The sequence below is a fragment of the Lentisphaera marina genome (assembly GCF_028745505.1).
Taxonomy (GTDB): Bacteria; Verrucomicrobiota; Lentisphaeria; order Lentisphaerales; family Lentisphaeraceae; genus Lentisphaera; species Lentisphaera marina.
Genome location: NZ_JAQZZL010000002.1, coordinates 1,826,401 through 1,841,515 on the forward strand (window position 1 = coordinate 1,826,401; position 15,115 = coordinate 1,841,515).

17 protein-coding genes are annotated in these 15,115 nt (G+C 40.9%); 12 read left to right on the plus strand and 5 right to left on the minus strand.

Going from position 1 to position 15,115, the window contains the following annotated elements; translation table 11 throughout:
* Positions 1–115 precede the first annotated feature (115 nt).
* The 4 genes from PQO01_RS18380 (at position 116) to PQO01_RS18395 (ending at position 2,005) form a co-directional block, all read left to right on the plus strand.
* Positions 116–364 (plus strand): DUF6364 family protein, encoded by a 249-nt coding sequence (locus PQO01_RS18380; RefSeq protein WP_274315659.1) that lies wholly within the window; start codon positions 116–118, stop codon positions 362–364.
* Positions 361–780, plus strand: coding sequence for a type II toxin-antitoxin system VapC family toxin (locus PQO01_RS18385; protein ID WP_274315661.1), 420 nt, complete (start codon positions 361–363; stop codon positions 778–780). The genes PQO01_RS18380 and PQO01_RS18385 overlap by 4 nt, the downstream gene beginning before the upstream one ends.
* Before the next feature lie 197 nt (positions 781–977).
* Positions 978–1,247 carry a transposase gene (locus tag PQO01_RS18390; protein ID WP_274314784.1) on the plus strand — a complete coding sequence of 90 codons (270 nt, stop codon included), beginning with the start codon at positions 978–980 and terminating at the stop codon, positions 1,245–1,247.
* A 14-nt stretch (positions 1,248–1,261) separates the two neighbouring features.
* Positions 1,262–2,005 carry an IS3 family transposase gene (locus PQO01_RS18395; protein ID WP_274314783.1) on the plus strand — a complete coding sequence of 248 codons (744 nt, stop codon included), beginning with the start codon at positions 1,262–1,264 and terminating at the stop codon, positions 2,003–2,005.
* Between the two features lie 496 nt (positions 2,006–2,501).
* Here PQO01_RS18395 and PQO01_RS18400 read toward each other — a convergent pair whose 3' ends face one another.
* The 3 genes from PQO01_RS18400 to PQO01_RS18410 all read right to left on the minus strand — a co-directional run bounded on the left by PQO01_RS18400 (position 2,502) and on the right by PQO01_RS18410 (position 5,853).
* On the minus strand, positions 2,502–4,898 hold the full coding sequence (locus PQO01_RS18400) for a glycoside hydrolase family 94 protein (protein ID WP_274315663.1): 2,397 nt from the start codon (positions 4,896–4,898) through the stop codon (positions 2,502–2,504).
* 312 nt (positions 4,899–5,210) lie between these two features.
* On the minus strand, positions 5,211–5,645 hold the full coding sequence (locus PQO01_RS18405; protein ID WP_274315665.1) for a hypothetical protein: 435 nt from the start codon (positions 5,643–5,645) through the stop codon (positions 5,211–5,213).
* Between the two features lie 16 nt (positions 5,646–5,661).
* Complete coding sequence (locus PQO01_RS18410; RefSeq protein WP_274315667.1) at positions 5,662–5,853, minus strand: hypothetical protein; 192 nt, start codon at positions 5,851–5,853, stop codon at positions 5,662–5,664.
* 588 nt (positions 5,854–6,441) lie between these two features.
* Here PQO01_RS18410 and PQO01_RS18415 point away from each other — a divergent pair.
* Genes PQO01_RS18415 through PQO01_RS18430 form a run of 4 tightly spaced genes read left to right on the plus strand, consistent with a single transcriptional unit; the run spans position 6,442 to position 9,637 of the window.
* Positions 6,442–7,710, plus strand: a complete 1,269-nt coding sequence (locus PQO01_RS18415) for an ABC transporter permease (protein ID WP_274315669.1) — start codon at positions 6,442–6,444, stop codon at positions 7,708–7,710.
* On the plus strand, positions 7,703–8,374 hold the full coding sequence (locus tag PQO01_RS18420) for an ABC transporter ATP-binding protein (RefSeq protein ID WP_274315671.1): 672 nt from the start codon (positions 7,703–7,705) through the stop codon (positions 8,372–8,374). Before PQO01_RS18415 ends, PQO01_RS18420 begins: the two co-directional genes overlap by 8 nt.
* Positions 8,371–8,886 carry a tRNA adenosine(34) deaminase TadA gene (tadA, locus tag PQO01_RS18425; protein WP_274315673.1) on the plus strand — a complete coding sequence of 172 codons (516 nt, stop codon included), beginning with the start codon at positions 8,371–8,373 and terminating at the stop codon, positions 8,884–8,886. Before PQO01_RS18420 ends, tadA begins: the two co-directional genes overlap by 4 nt.
* Positions 8,879–9,637, plus strand: coding sequence for an HAD family hydrolase (locus PQO01_RS18430; protein WP_274315675.1), 759 nt, complete (start codon positions 8,879–8,881; stop codon positions 9,635–9,637). The genes tadA and PQO01_RS18430 overlap by 8 nt, the downstream gene beginning before the upstream one ends.
* A gap of 3 nt (positions 9,638–9,640) precedes the next feature.
* Here PQO01_RS18430 and PQO01_RS18435 read toward each other — a convergent pair whose 3' ends face one another.
* Positions 9,641–9,967, minus strand: coding sequence for a 4a-hydroxytetrahydrobiopterin dehydratase (locus PQO01_RS18435; protein WP_274315677.1), 327 nt, complete (start codon positions 9,965–9,967; stop codon positions 9,641–9,643).
* A 110-nt stretch (positions 9,968–10,077) separates the two neighbouring features.
* Here PQO01_RS18435 and PQO01_RS18440 point away from each other — a divergent pair, with 110 nt between their 5' ends.
* Complete coding sequence (locus tag PQO01_RS18440; RefSeq protein WP_274315679.1) at positions 10,078–11,103, plus strand: lysine-2,3-aminomutase-like protein; 1,026 nt, start codon at positions 10,078–10,080, stop codon at positions 11,101–11,103.
* A 7-nt stretch (positions 11,104–11,110) separates the two neighbouring features.
* A complete protein-coding gene (locus tag PQO01_RS18445) occupies positions 11,111–12,052 on the plus strand; it encodes an ArsR/SmtB family transcription factor (protein WP_274315680.1) in 942 nt (313 codons plus the stop codon).
* Here PQO01_RS18445 and PQO01_RS18450 read toward each other — a convergent pair whose 3' ends face one another.
* Complete coding sequence (locus PQO01_RS18450; protein WP_274315681.1) at positions 12,053–12,733, minus strand: metallophosphoesterase; 681 nt, start codon at positions 12,731–12,733, stop codon at positions 12,053–12,055.
* Between the two features lie 107 nt (positions 12,734–12,840).
* On the opposite strand from PQO01_RS18450, the gene PQO01_RS18455 reads away from it, so the two are divergent.
* Together PQO01_RS18455 and PQO01_RS18460 are read left to right on the plus strand one after the other, a co-directional pair.
* On the plus strand, positions 12,841–14,400 hold the full coding sequence (locus PQO01_RS18455; protein ID WP_274315683.1) for a DnaJ-like cysteine-rich domain-containing protein: 1,560 nt from the start codon (positions 12,841–12,843) through the stop codon (positions 14,398–14,400).
* A gap of 429 nt (positions 14,401–14,829) precedes the next feature.
* Positions 14,830–15,114, plus strand: a complete 285-nt coding sequence (locus tag PQO01_RS18460; protein ID WP_274315685.1) for a DUF6172 family protein — start codon at positions 14,830–14,832, stop codon at positions 15,112–15,114.
* Position 15,115: the final 1 nt, after the last annotated feature.

The following is a 15,115-nucleotide window of genomic DNA, read 5'->3' on the forward strand; positions in this document are numbered from 1 at the left end:
GTGCTATCGCCTGGGAGGGAAGCGGAGCTATTGGAGAGTGCGGAAACATGGACGTAAAAGCCAAAAACTTGAAAAACTATTTATACGTATTATCTTAAATAAAAAGGACGTATAAATGGACAGTAAACTCACACTTAAAATTGATGATGGTGTAATAAAATCTGCAAAAAAATTTGCTAAACTCAATAATACCTCACTATCCAAAATGACCGAAAGCTACTTCAGAACCATTACGAGTAAAAGTACCGAAGTAGATAGAACTATCCCTGGAATTGTGGGAGAACTGGCAGGCCTACTTAAAGAAGAAGACATCGATTATAGTAATTCCTCTCACATTGATTACTTAGAAGAAAAGTATAAATGAAAAAAGACAGAGTTTTTTTAGATTCAGATGTAATTCTAGATCTACTCACTGAACGAGAACCACATTTTGACGCTGTCCTACAATTATTCATTAAAATTCAAAATAAAAAAATTCTAGCCTTCACTTCTCCAGTAGTTATTGCAAATGTTTTCTATATAATGACTCGACATACAAATAAGGGCAAAGCACTACGTTCTCTCATTAAAATTAAATCACTGATTAAAGTTCTTTCATGTGGAGATGAAGAAATTGAGCTGGCCTTATCATCTAATTTCACTGATTTTGAAGATTCTATACAATATTACACAGCATTAAATCATAAGATAGATTTTATTTTAACACGTAATGTCAAAGATTACAGAAATGCAAATATGAATGTGATAACGCCATTTGAATACATTAATTCCGTAAGTTGACTACTTCCCAACACTGAGATAGAACAGGAGGGAAAACCACAGATCTGGCAGATAAAACAGATCGGTCGCTGCGCTCCAATTTTTAATGATGAATTTTGAATTTTTAATTGAAGAGATTTAAACCACGGAAGACAGGGTATAGTGCTCCCATTTAAGAAGTCGTGTAAATTAGATAGTATATAAACACGGAGTATCACATGAAACGACGCCAATGGAAACCAGAAGAGAAACTTAAAATCGTTATGGAAGGGCTTAGAGCTGACTGCACTGTCAGCGAGCTTTGCAACCGCCACCAGATAACTCAAACGCAGTACTACCAGTGGAGAGACAAGCTTCTGTCTGATGGTTCAAAGGTATTTGCTCATGGTGGTGTAGATAAAACTGAAGAACGTTTAAAAAGTGAAGTAAATAAGCTTAAAACTATTATTGGTGATTTGACTGTGGAACTAAAAAAAAACGAATTCTGAAAAGGAAACGAACTTTGAGTGCTGCTAATCAGGATTTATTAGTGAAGATCAAAAAGATGAAGAATGAACACCCTTCCTGGGGTTATAGAAGAGTTTGGGCATATCTAAAATTTCGTAAAAATATTAATGTGAATAAGAAACGCATTCATAGAATCATGAAACTAGAAAACCTTTTAGTTCCGCCCAACCTTAAGCTTAAATCAAAGAGAACTCCTACTCGGAGCAAACCTAGGACCATTGAGCCTAATTCGATTTGGGGTACGGATATGACTAAAATTTTAATTCCAAACTCGGGCTGGGTGTACCTTCATGTTTTAATTGACTGGGGTAGCAAGAAAATCATTGGTCATTCATTGGAATCAACAAGTCGTACGGATGATTGGTTAAGTGCTCTCCATATGGGGATAAACAATCAATTTCCTAATGGGATTAAAGAAGCTAATCCTTATTTGCAATTGGTTTCAGACAATGGTTGTCAGCCTACTTCAAAACGTTTTATTTCAGAGTGTAAATCTCTAGGTATTCAGCAGATTTTCACTTCCTATAATAACCCTAAAGGAAATGCGGATACTGAAAGAGTTATCCGAACCATTAAGGAGGATTTAGTTTGGCCTCGAGAATGGAAGGACATTTATGAGCTGAAAGAAGAACTTACTAAATGGATTCAAAATTATAATGAGGACTTCCCTCATTCATCTTTGGGCTACATGACCCCATACGATTATGAAGCTTGGTTCAATGCGAGCCTAGTTGCATGATTACCTTAAAACAACAAGTTGCGACTCTTAACTCGCACTACGTAATGTTACCCCTTGAAAAAGGGGGGCATTACAAGGGAAGTGTAAGAGCAATTATTAATTGTAAATGTTGAATTTTTAATTTTTTAACCGAAGAGGCTTCAATCTGAAATGAAATCTTATAGATTAAACCCTCGGCGACTTAGCGTCTCTGCGTGAGATTATCATTAATCAAATATCCAATAATGCGGGAAGGATTCCCGCGCTCCCAGCAAAAAGATAATTTACAACTCTTATCTCTTTCAGGGCTTTAAGCTCGTTCCGAACTTGGGGAGCGAAGCAGAGCTTCTAGACAAGCCGAAGGCGCTATCAGGCCGAAGGCCATACTCACAGTTATACTTTACTATCAAAAAAAACCTTCAGAAAAATATTTCTGAAGGTTTTTTGTTTTTGAAGCTAAATTCTCAAGGTCAATTTAAAATTCATCATTAAGAATTTAAAATTAAGGCCTAGCGCCCTATCCCATAATCACTTCAACGGTGTTTTCACTTCCAGCTGGGCATGCGGGGAGGCATTGACCTGAAATCAGTTCGCCATTGAGCTTTATAGAAGCAACGCCCTTATTAACTCCATTGGGGTTAGAAACCGAAATCTGGTAATTAGCTCCACGGAATTGACGACTGACTTGGAATTGATCCCATTTAGCTGGAATACAAGGGTCAATTGTCAGGCCATTATAATCTGGCTGAATACCGATAATATACTGTGAAGCCGCGTAATAAGCCCAAGTAGCTGCACCGGTTAACCAAGGTAACCTTGAAGCACCTTCGAGGGGGTGGAACTTGGAGATTGTTGATTGACAGTAAACATAAGGCTCAATCTGACGCACATCAGCACGCTCATTATAGGCGGCAGGTAAAGTTGATTTATAGTAATCAAAAGCGCGATCACCACGGCCAAGCATGGCTTCGGCCATCACTGTCCAACCTTGAGTATGAGTAAAAATGGCGGCATTTTCTTTGAGACCAGGATTAAAGAGGGCCGCACGCACAACTTTGTAGTCAGTATTAACGAATGCTGGAGCACAGAGCATGATACCATAATCAGTCGCCAGATCTTTGTGAACTGCGTCCATGGCAGAAACTTGTTCTTGATCAGAAGCGTGTCCCGAGAGTACTGACCAAGTTTGGGTATTGAGGAAAATTGAACCCTCTTTGTTTTCTTTAGAACCAAATTTGAGACCATCATCACGGTAAGCACGCAAGAACCATTCGCCATCCCAAGCATGCTCGTGTAAATTCTTATCGAGTTTTGCTAACTCAGCACGAGCCCAAGTGATTTCATCTTGTGAAGTTCCAAGGAGTTCACAGATCTCGATATAAGTTTTGAGGCCGTAACGCAATTGGAATGCAACAAAGACGGTTTCGCCTTCTTGTCCGAGCTCGAGACAGTCATTCCAATCCGCAAGCATACCACAGGGGAAGCCATGAGCACCCGAATGCTTGATACTGAATTCCAGTGCTTGACGCAAGTGCTGAAGAACTGTGCCTTCATCCTTATCAGCATAAGGAAGAACTTTGTGATAAAAATCGAGATCGCCAGTTTCTTTAACGTAAGCAGGGATCGCGTTAAAGAGCCATAGGGCATCATCGGAGCGGAATTCTTCAGGGTTTGGCTCACGCTCAAAACCTGGCTTGTGAGCAAAAGGTTTCACGACTGGCATTGCACCACCACTAGCGACTTGACCCGTAATCATCAATTCTAAGCGTTCTTGTACGAGCTCTGGAATTGAGTGCATGACGCCGAGCATGTCCTGTACTGTGTCGCGGTAGCCAAGACCATCGCGAGCACCTGAATAAACGAGACTGGCTGCACGTGACCAGAAGAAAGTCATCAAGCTATTAAATTGGCTCCACATATTGAGCATTGAATCAACGTCGCCATCTGGAGTTTGTACTGACATTTGTGACATTTTTGAGTGCCAGTAATTTTGCAGCTTATTGAACTCAGTATCAATCAAATCTAAGTTTGCGAACTTCGCAACGACTTCTTTACCTTCTTTTTCGGCACGTCCAATACCCATGAAGATAGCAAAATCTTTTTCTTCGCCTGGCTCGAGAGTAATCTCGAACTGAAGCGTACCACAAGGATTACCAGCTTTAGCTAGTGAGTTACTACACTGACCTTTTTCCACAGCGATTGGGTTTGCATAAGTTCTGTATGGACCGATGAAGGCTTCACGATCTGTATCATAGCCTACAGGATCTAAACCAACGGCACCTAAGAAAGTGTAACGTGCTTGGTCTTTTTCTTCGAAATCATCGGGCATTTCTGGAAGATTGACGTTAGAGGCATGACTAATGATGCCATCAACGACATTCATGTTGGTGATGTATTGCGAATACTGCAAATTATTGAGGTCATCGGCCGCATTCCAGTTACAGCCATACTCAACATATGTGAAAAGTTTTAATGTACGCTTAGTTGTACCATTATTTTTAATCTTGGTAGACCAACATTCATAGTCCGCATCTAAAGGCACGAAAAAAGTCGTGTCAGTACTGATGTCCGAATAATCAGAAGAAATCTTTGTGTAAGCTGAACCATGACGACATTCAGATTTGTATTCATCTAAGGGTTTCGCTACTGGTTGCCACGATGCCGACCAATAATCTTTGCTCTCAGCATCATGAATGTAGATGTAGCGACCAGCTTGGTCCATTGGCACCGCATTAAAACGCAAACGTGTGAAACGTCCTTGCGCTACGGATTTAAAGAAGCTATAACCGCCAGCATTATTGGTAATGATTGCGCCATAGCGAGTTGAACCTAAGTAGTTGCTCCAAGAACTTGGTGTATCTGGGCGTTCGATTACGTATTCTTTGTTTTTGTCGTCAAAATAGCCGTACTGCATAAAGTGATTCCTTATCTGTCGTTAGTAATAATTGAATACTTGATTAATAACTGCGCGGGTAGACTAATTGACAGCTTTAAAGAGTTTTTTGAGATTTTTCTTGGCTAGGGATAAGTATGAGGAAACAGTTGACGCTCGTTCCGAGCTGAGTTGACGGCCTGTGGCCTAAGTTAATGCCAAGGAGCTAGCTGAGTTAGCGAAGCTACTGGAGGAGCCATTCAATTTTAAATTATGAATTCTTAATTTTGAATTGAGAATTGAGAATTGAGAATTTTAACCACGGAAGGATTGGGAAGGGAGTGAAAGACGAGATTAACGCAAAGACTCTAGTTCTTGAACATCAAGTTGATCTTTCAAGCGATTCGCCTCTTTTTTGGCACGAATTAAGTCGTCAAAAGAAATGAAATTCAACGTGATATCAGCTAATGCACCTTTCACTTGGTTCGAAAAAATCTCATTTTCATCTTGAGAACTGACTGAAGTTAATAAATCTATCTGGTTGGGTTGAACCCCCAAGGTAAATACCGTCCCGCGTTGACAAAATTTTTCTTCACTCAACTCTTTCACTGAGCCAAACCCAAAATCTCTGAGGCATTGCATGATTTTTTTTGCATTCATGGGATCCGGTTTAATAAGAAGATCAAAATCTAAAGTCATTCTTGGATAACCATAAAAGGCAACGGCGTGGCCCCCACAAACCAAAAATTCGACTTCATATTTCTTTAACAAGTGAATAAAATCAGTCATATCTGCGGACAGCGGATTAAACACCTTTAAAATTCATACGCTTAATTTTCACCACTCTTTCAATATGAGGATTTAAATCCCACCTCAAATAATTACTCTGCATCTCAAGCACCACCGCAACTCGTTCATTAGGATCAAGAGAGGCGACACTGCGACGTCGTATCTCATCTTGTTCTTCTAATTTTCCTACTTGAATTGTTCTTTGCATAATGCGCCTAGTAATTTTTGTTAATATGCCTTTAGATTTAATGGAATCAAGAGCTACAAGAATACGAAGGAAGATAAGCCTGAAGGACAAGGGGAAAAGGTCGCGCTAAAGCTTGGGGAATTCTTCTTGGGAGCGGCAACAAGTTGCCTGAGAGTTTGAAATTTGGGTCGGCTAGTTAGGAGAACGGCTATCGCCTGGGAGATAAACAGAGCTGGCTGAGTTAGCAAAGCTACTGGAAGAGCCATTCAATTTTAAATTATGAATTCTTAATTTTGAATTGAAAATTTTAACCACGGAAGACTCTGAAAAACACAGATCGAGCAGATAGGACAGATCCAACTAAGGAAAACTCCGAAAGTAGAGAATTTGGGTCAACTAGATTGGATAGCGACTATCGCCTGGGAGGGGAACGGAGTCCCTAGGAAGTATTCGTTCCGAGTAGAGAGCAGAGCCTCTATCAGTACGAAGTGCGCTATCAGTGAGGCACGAATGTTAAACTAAAGTGAATAAATCGTGAATGTTCTGGACTGTCTGCTTGTAAGCTTATGAGCCTGCTTTAATTTGAGCGAAATCACTTAGAGGAATTCAATGAAAGGCATCTTTTTTCTAACTTGGCGTTATTTAAAGCCAAAGAAAAACATCTCATCAATTGTCACTTGGCTATCGTGCTTGGGTCCCATGCTCGGCGTTGGGGTACTCTTGGTCGTCATGAGTGTGATGAATGGTCACCCCCATGAAATCCAGAAAAAAATTATGGAAGTGGAATCTCATATTTCCATGAGTCGTTATGACGGCAAATTTTTTCCTGATTACCTAGGTTTGATGGAACACATTGAGAAAAAATATCAGTTTCAGTGTTCGCCCTACACTCAGATGCCCATTTTTATTCAACAAGATAAAAGTATCAAATCTTTTTTAGCAAAAGGTATCTTACCTGAATACGATCAAGCTTCTTCAAAACTCAATTCCTATATTATCGATGGTTTGGATGAGAATGGCAAATACCAACTGGGTCCAAAAAACGCCCTTATCTCCAGCCGTTTATCGGCGATGCTCGGAGCGAATATTGGCGATACAATCATTGTGCACTCTCCGCAAAAATATGGCAAACTGCTTCTACAAAAAGAAGAAGGTAAAGTCGATGACGTCTACTTAAACATGGCCTTAGAACTAACGATCTCAGGGATTTTTCGTACGGGTTATGTCGATATAGATAAAAACCTTATGTTCATTCATTTGGATAGTGCCAATGAATTACTGGAACAAGACTGGGGCGCATCTCTCGGTATCGACCTCTCCATCCCCGACCCCATTCAAGCAGAAGAAGTAACTAAAGAGCTCGCACGCGACCCCTACTTCTTCAACACAAAAGCGCAGTTTTATCCTTGGCAATACAAGAAAAAGCAATTTTTTGATATCGTTAAAAAAGAAAAAACGATGATGACACTCGTGCTCTTTTTCATTGTTGGCGGTGCCGCCGTTGGTGTTGCAGCTTGCTTATTTTCCTTGGTCTTACAAAAAACTCGTGAAATTGGCGTCCTAAAAGCTATTGGTGCTACCCCTATACAAATCCTTTGGGTCTTCCTCATCCAAGGCCTCGTGCTTGGGACCTTGGGCTCCACGCTCGGTTTAGTGGGAGGTTTATTCACTTTGCATAATCGCGAATGGGTAGTGGATAAATTAGGTAATTGGGATGCGGACTTTTACATGCTTGACCGCGTCCCCATGCTCATCCTCTCTTCCGATGTACACCTCATTTTTTGGGGTGCCATTATCATCTGTGCCCTAGCCTCACTCTTCCCCGCTTTAGTGGCCGTATCCATCAATCCAGTGAAGGCTTTGCAATCCAATGAGTAGTTTTTTATCCGCACAAAATATTTGCAAGCATTACAATTCATCTGATGCTGGACGCATTCAAGTTTTAGATAATGTTAGCCTTGATATCCAAAAAGGTGATTGGGCCATGCTCATCGGTTCTTCGGGAAGTGGCAAATCAACTTTCCTCAATATTTTGGGAACACTCGATAAGGCCGATAGTGGCCAACTGCTCCTGCAAGGAAAAAACTACGCCAAGTTCTCGGCTATGGCCAAAGCGAAATTACGTCAAGACCAACTCGGCTTCGTGTTTCAATCCTTTCAGCTAATCCCCGAATTGACCGCATTGGAAAACATCATGTTACCCGCTCAATTCTCGAGCCGTAGTTCACAAGCTAAAAAACGCGCCTTAGAATTACTCGATCGCGTTGGCTTGAGTTCGCGTTCATCGCACCACCCCGGAGCTCTCTCAGGCGGTGAACAACAACGCGTAGCGATTTGTCGCGCCCTGGTGAATGATCCCGACATTATTTTAGCCGATGAACCCACCGGTAACTTGGACCCCAATACTTCCGAAGAACTCATTCAATTTTTTAGCGAACTTCGCAAACAGGGCAAAACAATTGTCATGGTGACGCATGATCACCAACTCAAAAAGCATGCGAATAAAGTCTTCACCCTCAAACAAGGTAAATTAAGCTCATGAATGATGAGCTTCTCTTTTCCGAAGATGAGCCCATTGTCTTTTCGGATGAACATTATATGCGCATGGCCATACGTCAGGCCGAGCAAGCCTTTCAAGCTGGTGAAGTCCCCATTGGGGCCGTCATTATTCACGAAGGCGAAGTCATTGCCAAGTCTTGGAATCAAGTGGAAATGCTCAAAGACGCAACGGCCCATGCCGAAATCCTCGCGCTAACGCAAGCATCTGCTCATCTCGATCGTTGGCGCTTACATGGTTGCACCCTCTATGTCACCAAAGAGCCCTGCCCCATGTGTGCAGGAGCCCTCGTCAATAGCCGCATTGATCGCGTTGTCTTTGGTTTGGGCGATGACAAAGGTGGGGGTTGCGGAGGAGCTTTTTCGATCCACGATCACGATGGCCTACTCCACAAAGTTCCTAGCCAAGGACAATGCTGTGAAGAAGATTGTCGTTTACTGATCCAAAGTTTTTTTAAAATGCGACGCCTAGCTCAGAAGGAAAAGAAAAGTGAATAAGAAAACGGCAATAATAGATTTTGATGGCACCCTGACGCGAGTGCGTTGTGGTTGGGATAAGAAAATGAAAGAATTTTTCTTAGACAAAATTTTTGCGGAGCCCGCAAATTTTAACGAAACACAAAAGCAAGAAGCTCTTCGACAAACTGATGCATGGATTGAGCGAGCTCCTGGCACAACTATTTTCCAACAAATGTCTGCGCTGAGCGAAATCCTATCGACGCATCAGATAGCTCATCAACTTGATGAACTCATTGAAGAATTTGATACTTTTTCAAGTGATTGGGAATACGCTCGCGTCAAAGAACTAGAAAGCAAAGGCGAACTCGAGCAACTGATGCTTTGCGGAGCCCGCAAATTCTTAGATGATTTAAGTGATTTAGGCTATGAATTACACTTACTTTCGGGAACGAGTCATGACAAATTAATCTTTGAGTGTGACACCCTAGGTATCAGCCGCTACTTCACTCATATCCAAGGCTATCAGAGCCATTTGGCGAGTCCCTATAAATTGGAATCTATGCGCAAAACCATTCTCGATTATGAATATAAGGCCTCTCATACGCTCATTATTGGTGATGGTTTAACTGAGCTCGAAGCTGGTCGTGAATTAAACTGTCCCTGCCTTGGCGTTGCAATTTGTGAAGAAGATGGCAAAAGTTGTGATCACGAAAAGCTTGGCAAACTTCAAGAACGAGGCTTTGAGCAAGTGATCACAAACTTTGACAAAGCCATAGCCTTGCTCCTCTAAAGATTAATCAAGCAATTGATTCACTTTGGCGGCACAAATGAAATCATTATCACTGATGCCATCTATGGCGTGCGTCCAATAATAAATCGTCACGTCTCGAAAACCGACTTCCATTATGGGGTGATGATTTTCAGTGTGAGAAACCCAAGCCACTGCATTGACGAATGAGATCGCTTGATAATGATTTTTGAAATCAAATTTTCGCGATAAACGCAAATCCTTGTACTCCCAACCCTCTATAGTTGATAAATAGCTTTTGATCATATCTTCACTTAAAGCTTCCACTCCGCCTTCACAGGCCTGACATTTTTTTTCTAACCATTGATTCATCTTAAGTCCTAGCTATTTTAATTTGTTAAAGATGCTTTATTCTAAGCAAGATTAATCTAGTCCCCGAAAGCCCCAGAGCTTTTATTTATCCATGAAAAAACACTTAATTTATGTCTTATATTCGCAATACTCACGCCTTAGTTAAGCAGGGACTCATTTCCGAAGAGAAGTCTGAAGCCATCACTAAAGTCGCAGAAAAGTTTCAAATTAGTCTGAGCCCTGAGGTTCTGGCCAACATGGATAAAGCCGAGATTAGAGAGCAATATTTACCTTCGGAAAAAGAACTCGACATTAAAGAGCAAGAATTAAACGATCCCATTGGTGATCAAAAATTCACGCCTATCAAGGGCATTACCCATCGTTACCCCGACCGAGTCTTGCTCAAACCTCTACATACTTGCAGTGTTTATTGCCGTTTTTGTTTTCGTCGTGAGAAAGTCGGACAAGCTGAAGAAATCTTAAGTCAGAATGAGCTCGAACATGCCCTGCAATACATTCGAAAAAATAAGAATATCTGGGAAGTCATCTTAACGGGCGGTGATCCCCTTAGCCTATCCCCACAAAAGCTCGGTGCCATCCTCGACAAAGTTGAAGCCATTGCGCACGTTAAAGTCATCCGCATCCATACTCGAATCCCCCTCGTTGCTCCCGAAAAAATCAGTGCTTCACTCCTAAATGTCTTGGATCGAGAAAAAGCCCTATACCTGATCTTGCACTGCAATTCACATAAAGAGCTCACAGAAAATGTTCGCCTCGGCATTAAAAAACTTTGCAAAGCAGGCCTTCCTTTATTGAGTCAAAGCGTTTTACTGAAAAACATAAATGACTCCGTTGAGAAACTAGAAGAACTCTTTAGAAGCCTAGTCGAAATTCGCATTCGTCCCTACTACCTCCATCACCCGGATTTAGCCCAAGGCACGAGCCATTTTCGCGTTAGCTTGGAGAGAGGTCGACAAATCACCAGCGATTTACGCAAAAGTTTATCAGGTATTGCTCAGCCCCTTTACGTACTCGATGTCCCCGGAGGCTTAGGAAAAGTTCCTGCAGGCGGCGAATTTATTCAAGCCACTGAAGATGAGGCATGGAAAATCCGAACTATTCATGATACTTTTGTGGATTATCAGGATTATCTCTAGGAAAGACATGTTAAAAAATAGCTTCAGTGACGAAGATCACACACTCATTCTCAAGGCCCTTGCCGATGAAACGCGCTTAAGACTTATTCGAATTTTGCAAAAAGAAGAACTCAATGTTCAAGAAATCTGTGAAATCACCACTTTACCGCAGCCCAAAATCTCTCGTCACTTAGCCGTGTTAAAAAACTCAAACCTACTCAATGATAGGCGTGATGGAACTCGCATTTTCTATACTGCGGTTAACTTGGGGAAAAACTGCCCTAGCTTAGCAGAGTATATCAAAACACTAGTGGGCTCTGATCACCCCGATCTTTCACGCCTCGAAAAAGTAATTCTCAAGCGTGCCAAAGAGAGTCGCGATGTGATGCATGATTTAGCCGATCAGTGGGACGAAGTTATTTCTTCCTTACACCACCCTGGAGCGGCTGTTTTTGCCCTTCCTGGCTTTGCCCCCAAGGGCATGAAGATTGCCGACTTGGGTTGTGGCACCGGTTTATTACTGCCTTTGTTGAACCGTTTTGATGGTGAAATTTATGCCGTTGATCAAAGTGAAGTCATGCTTAGCAAAGCTCAGCAACGCGCCGAAGAGAATAAGCTGCAAAATATCAATTTCATTCAGAGTGACCTCAATTCTGGGGAACTCAACATTCCAAAATGCGATGCCCTCCTGCTACATTTTGTCATGCACCAGATCCCCAGCCCTCAAAGCCTATTAAAATCTATTGCTAAATGCTGTTTAAAAAATGGACGTATTATCATTGTGGATATGAATCGCCACGAAGATGAAAGTACACGTGATCGTTTTGGTTCTGTGTGGTTGGGTTTTGATCAAGATCAATTAGAAGAATGGTTGCAGGATGCTGGCTTTAGTCAGATCAATTTCTCGAGTTTACAGGAAAACTCTAAAGCGGGGCAAAACCCCTTTGTGTGTATAGCTGTAAAAGCCTAATCAATAATCAAATTGTTTACGCTGCTCACTCGGCACTTGAACAATTCTCTTACTCGGAAATAGATAGGCCGTTAAGTATCCGCCATAGACACAACCCGTATCTAGGCCAATAATCCGACCATATTCACAGACTTTTTTCTTGGCCCAATGACCATGAATAATTTCGCGTTTACCACTTTTATGATAGGCAAATTCTTCATACCAAGGAGAAAGCTTTTGGCTACCATTGTCTTTTGCAAAAAGCTCTTGGCTTTCTTTATCGACATAGCGTACGGTAAAGAGGTCCCGCTCAAGGTTTTCCTTGAGTTTACAATAGGGAGAGAAACCGGCATGAACGGCGACAAAATCATCTTCTTTGATATAAGCCGGTAAAGATTCTAACCAAGAGATTATTTCTTTTTTTGAATACGCGGAATCACTGAGGATAGTTTTTGCTTCTTCATACAATTTACATTGTCCTGTTAGAGCTCGGTATAGCCAGTCTTCGTGATTGCCTTTAACGACTTCTAAATCATTGCTCATAAAGAAATCTAAAACTTTGGCGGAAGCGGGACCTTTATTAATTAAATCACCAAGAGAGATCAAGCGATCTTGTTTCGAATTGTAATCAAGTTTCTTTAATAATTTTTTAAGTTCTGTGTAACAGCCATGAATGTCACCAATAAAAATCTTTCTTTTCAATTTAACTTCCACTTAATATTCAATGCTTTTCATAGACAGTTTAACTAAACTCACTATAGTTTTGTTACAATCAAAATACTTTATCTCGCCATATGGAACAGTTTAAAATGAAAAAAACCTTCGTACTCTTTTGCGTATTTATAATAAATTCACTATCAGCCTTAGATTCAGCCGATTTACAAATACTTAAAAATGGCATTAATAATGTCTCTCCTAATTTTGGAGCTCCTCAAATACAACTTTTCTTAGAAGATAGTAGTGATGCTAACGAAGTACTCATACTCGAGAGATTACTCGCAATTTACCAAGTTAAAGCTGACAATTTCAAAGCCGGTAGTTCTGATCTAAGTGAGAAATTTAAAAATAAAATTAGCCAACTGGATAATCCTCAGCTCAACGAAGAACTCAAAAAACAGTTTCGCCTCTTGGTGATGATATCCGCTGCTAATGATGAGCGCAGCAAAGGACACACGATTACTTCCTTAGATCCAATCATCTTTGAGAGTCCAAAATTAGATGAAGTAAAAATAGAAGGTACTCGAATTCCCGAAGAAACATTGAGTGCAGCTGACGAGCTCAAGGAAACCGTTGCACTTATCAACAGTGCTCTTGATGAAATTGCTACTGATGAAAATAAAGGTTTATACACCCTAGCAAAATTGAGCTTCAAAATCAAAAACCCCATACTGCAGGGTGCTGCCACAAAAACAACTTTACTAGGACTCATTAAAAATAAGCATCCTAAAACACCTAGCTACCGTACTGCGGTAGAAAAAAATATGGGTAAAGAAATGACGGCCTTTGCTTATGGCTCCGATTTTTTCAAAACTTGCCCTACTTGTGAAGGTGAAGGTCAAACGGAAAGAGATTGTCGAACTTGCGAACATGGGCAATGCACCAATAATAGCTGTCAAAAAGGTATAATTGTCTACAAAGGACTCAATGGGAAAATCGTGCGTAAAGACTGCCCTACTTGTAAGGGTACGGGTTCCTGCCCCAAATGTGCTGGTGCAGGTAAAGTTTTCCTCAACTGTCGCTCATGCTCAGGCAAAGGAAAACTTTTCACTTCCGAGAATGCGCCGATTCTCTTTGTAGAATCTTTGGGCCAACTAAGAAATATTGCCGAAGAAATAACCAAGAACCCCAATATGCGCGATCCAGAATTAGTCGCATCTAAAATTGAAATTGAAGTCCCTGAATTACCAGAGAAAAGAGTGTCAATCAATACACCAATCAAAGAAAAACCAATTATCCCTCGAAATCAGCTTGACCCCATGCAAGAAAGCGATTTCGATTTTGATCCCCCGTCAATTGGCAGTAAAGTTTCTGAGGGTAAAACTCCCGCTAGTTTAAAACTTGTGGTTGAAGAGTTTTACGATCGCCTCAAAGCTCAACAAAGGCAAAATGGCGTGACTTTAGCATCGCGTATTTATGCCTTAAACAAAGATAATAAGGGCAATTTCAAAACAACACTATATTTAACTGCTACAAATGATTTCCTTGATGACCCACGTAAAAAAGACATCCTCATTGGTTTATTCGAGTTCTGGAAAATGCGCTGTGGATCTAATGGTGTCCTGCAAGTTGGCGGTGCATGTATTTTAATTTTAGATGGGGATGATCAAGTCATTGGAGTTGCGAACAGCGCAACTGATGTCCAAATCTAATACTCTCAAGTACTGATTTTATCAAAAGCTCCCTCTTAGACAGGGAGCTTTTTTGTATTTATCTATAAAACTCTAATGCTTAAATTTAACGATTGATGTCAAATCTCTAAATAAGGGGACGTAGTTAGGTGAAAAATGAACCTCTACCATGAAAATACATTGTCTATATATCCTATCCAGAGGGAACACTCAAGCACCCGGGAGGTTCTAGATGTACAACTCATCAGAATGCGACTAGATGGCTCCGAAAAAGTGCTTCTGCGCAAACTTCACGGCGGTCAAGGCACAATCAATTCGCCCTCTTGGTATCCGGATTTAAACTACTTTGCCTTTGTTGAGTACAAAAGGAAAAAAAATAAATAAATCCAGTAATGGTTCGAACTATTTAAGTCACCCACTATAATGGTCGATATTAAACTAGGACTTTTCATGAAAAAAACTTTTCAACTCACCCACCCAAAAATCAAATATCCTCGCATGATTGAAGCTGTTAAAGCTGAAGTCAGGAAGTACCTCAAACGCAATCGCCGCAAGACTCTTCCCGAGGGCTTCGATTACTGGGATTTCGACTGTAAATATGGCGATACTGAAGCTGAAGCTAAAAAAATTCACCTCTCAGAAATTGATAAACATATTGAACAGGCTGAAAAGTCAGAACTCGAATCTTTTTATATCGAAATTATTGGTCGTGCTGCCAAGCGTTTAAAGAAATAAA

What these genes read in the sequence shown, in the direction of transcription:
- PQO01_RS18380 (WP_274315659.1), top strand. Translation starts at nt 116, where the DNA reads ATGGACAGTAAACTCACACTTAAAATTGATGATGGTGTAATAAAATCT.
- PQO01_RS18385 (WP_274315661.1), top strand. Translation starts at nt 361, where the DNA reads ATGAAAAAAGACAGAGTTTTTTTAGATTCAGATGTAATTCTAGATCTA.
- PQO01_RS18390 (WP_274314784.1), top strand. Translation starts at nt 978, where the DNA reads ATGAAACGACGCCAATGGAAACCAGAAGAGAAACTTAAAATCGTTATG.
- PQO01_RS18400 (WP_274315663.1), bottom strand. Translation starts at nt 4,898, where the DNA reads ATGCAGTACGGCTATTTTGACGACAAAAACAAAGAATACGTAATCGAA.
- PQO01_RS18405 (WP_274315665.1), bottom strand. Translation starts at nt 5,645, where the DNA reads ATGACTGATTTTATTCACTTGTTAAAGAAATATGAAGTCGAATTTTTG.
- PQO01_RS18410 (WP_274315667.1), bottom strand. Translation starts at nt 5,853, where the DNA reads ATGCAAAGAACAATTCAAGTAGGAAAATTAGAAGAACAAGATGAGATA.
- PQO01_RS18415 (WP_274315669.1), top strand. Translation starts at nt 6,442, where the DNA reads ATGAAAGGCATCTTTTTTCTAACTTGGCGTTATTTAAAGCCAAAGAAA.
- PQO01_RS18420 (WP_274315671.1), top strand. Translation starts at nt 7,703, where the DNA reads ATGAGTAGTTTTTTATCCGCACAAAATATTTGCAAGCATTACAATTCA.
- tadA (WP_274315673.1), top strand. Translation starts at nt 8,371, where the DNA reads ATGAATGATGAGCTTCTCTTTTCCGAAGATGAGCCCATTGTCTTTTCG.
- PQO01_RS18435 (WP_274315677.1), bottom strand. Translation starts at nt 9,967, where the DNA reads ATGAATCAATGGTTAGAAAAAAAATGTCAGGCCTGTGAAGGCGGAGTG.
- PQO01_RS18440 (WP_274315679.1), top strand. Translation starts at nt 10,078, where the DNA reads ATGTCTTATATTCGCAATACTCACGCCTTAGTTAAGCAGGGACTCATT.
- PQO01_RS18445 (WP_274315680.1), top strand. Translation starts at nt 11,111, where the DNA reads ATGTTAAAAAATAGCTTCAGTGACGAAGATCACACACTCATTCTCAAG.
- PQO01_RS18455 (WP_274315683.1), top strand. Translation starts at nt 12,841, where the DNA reads ATGAAAAAAACCTTCGTACTCTTTTGCGTATTTATAATAAATTCACTA.
- PQO01_RS18460 (WP_274315685.1), top strand. Translation starts at nt 14,830, where the DNA reads ATGAAAAAAACTTTTCAACTCACCCACCCAAAAATCAAATATCCTCGC.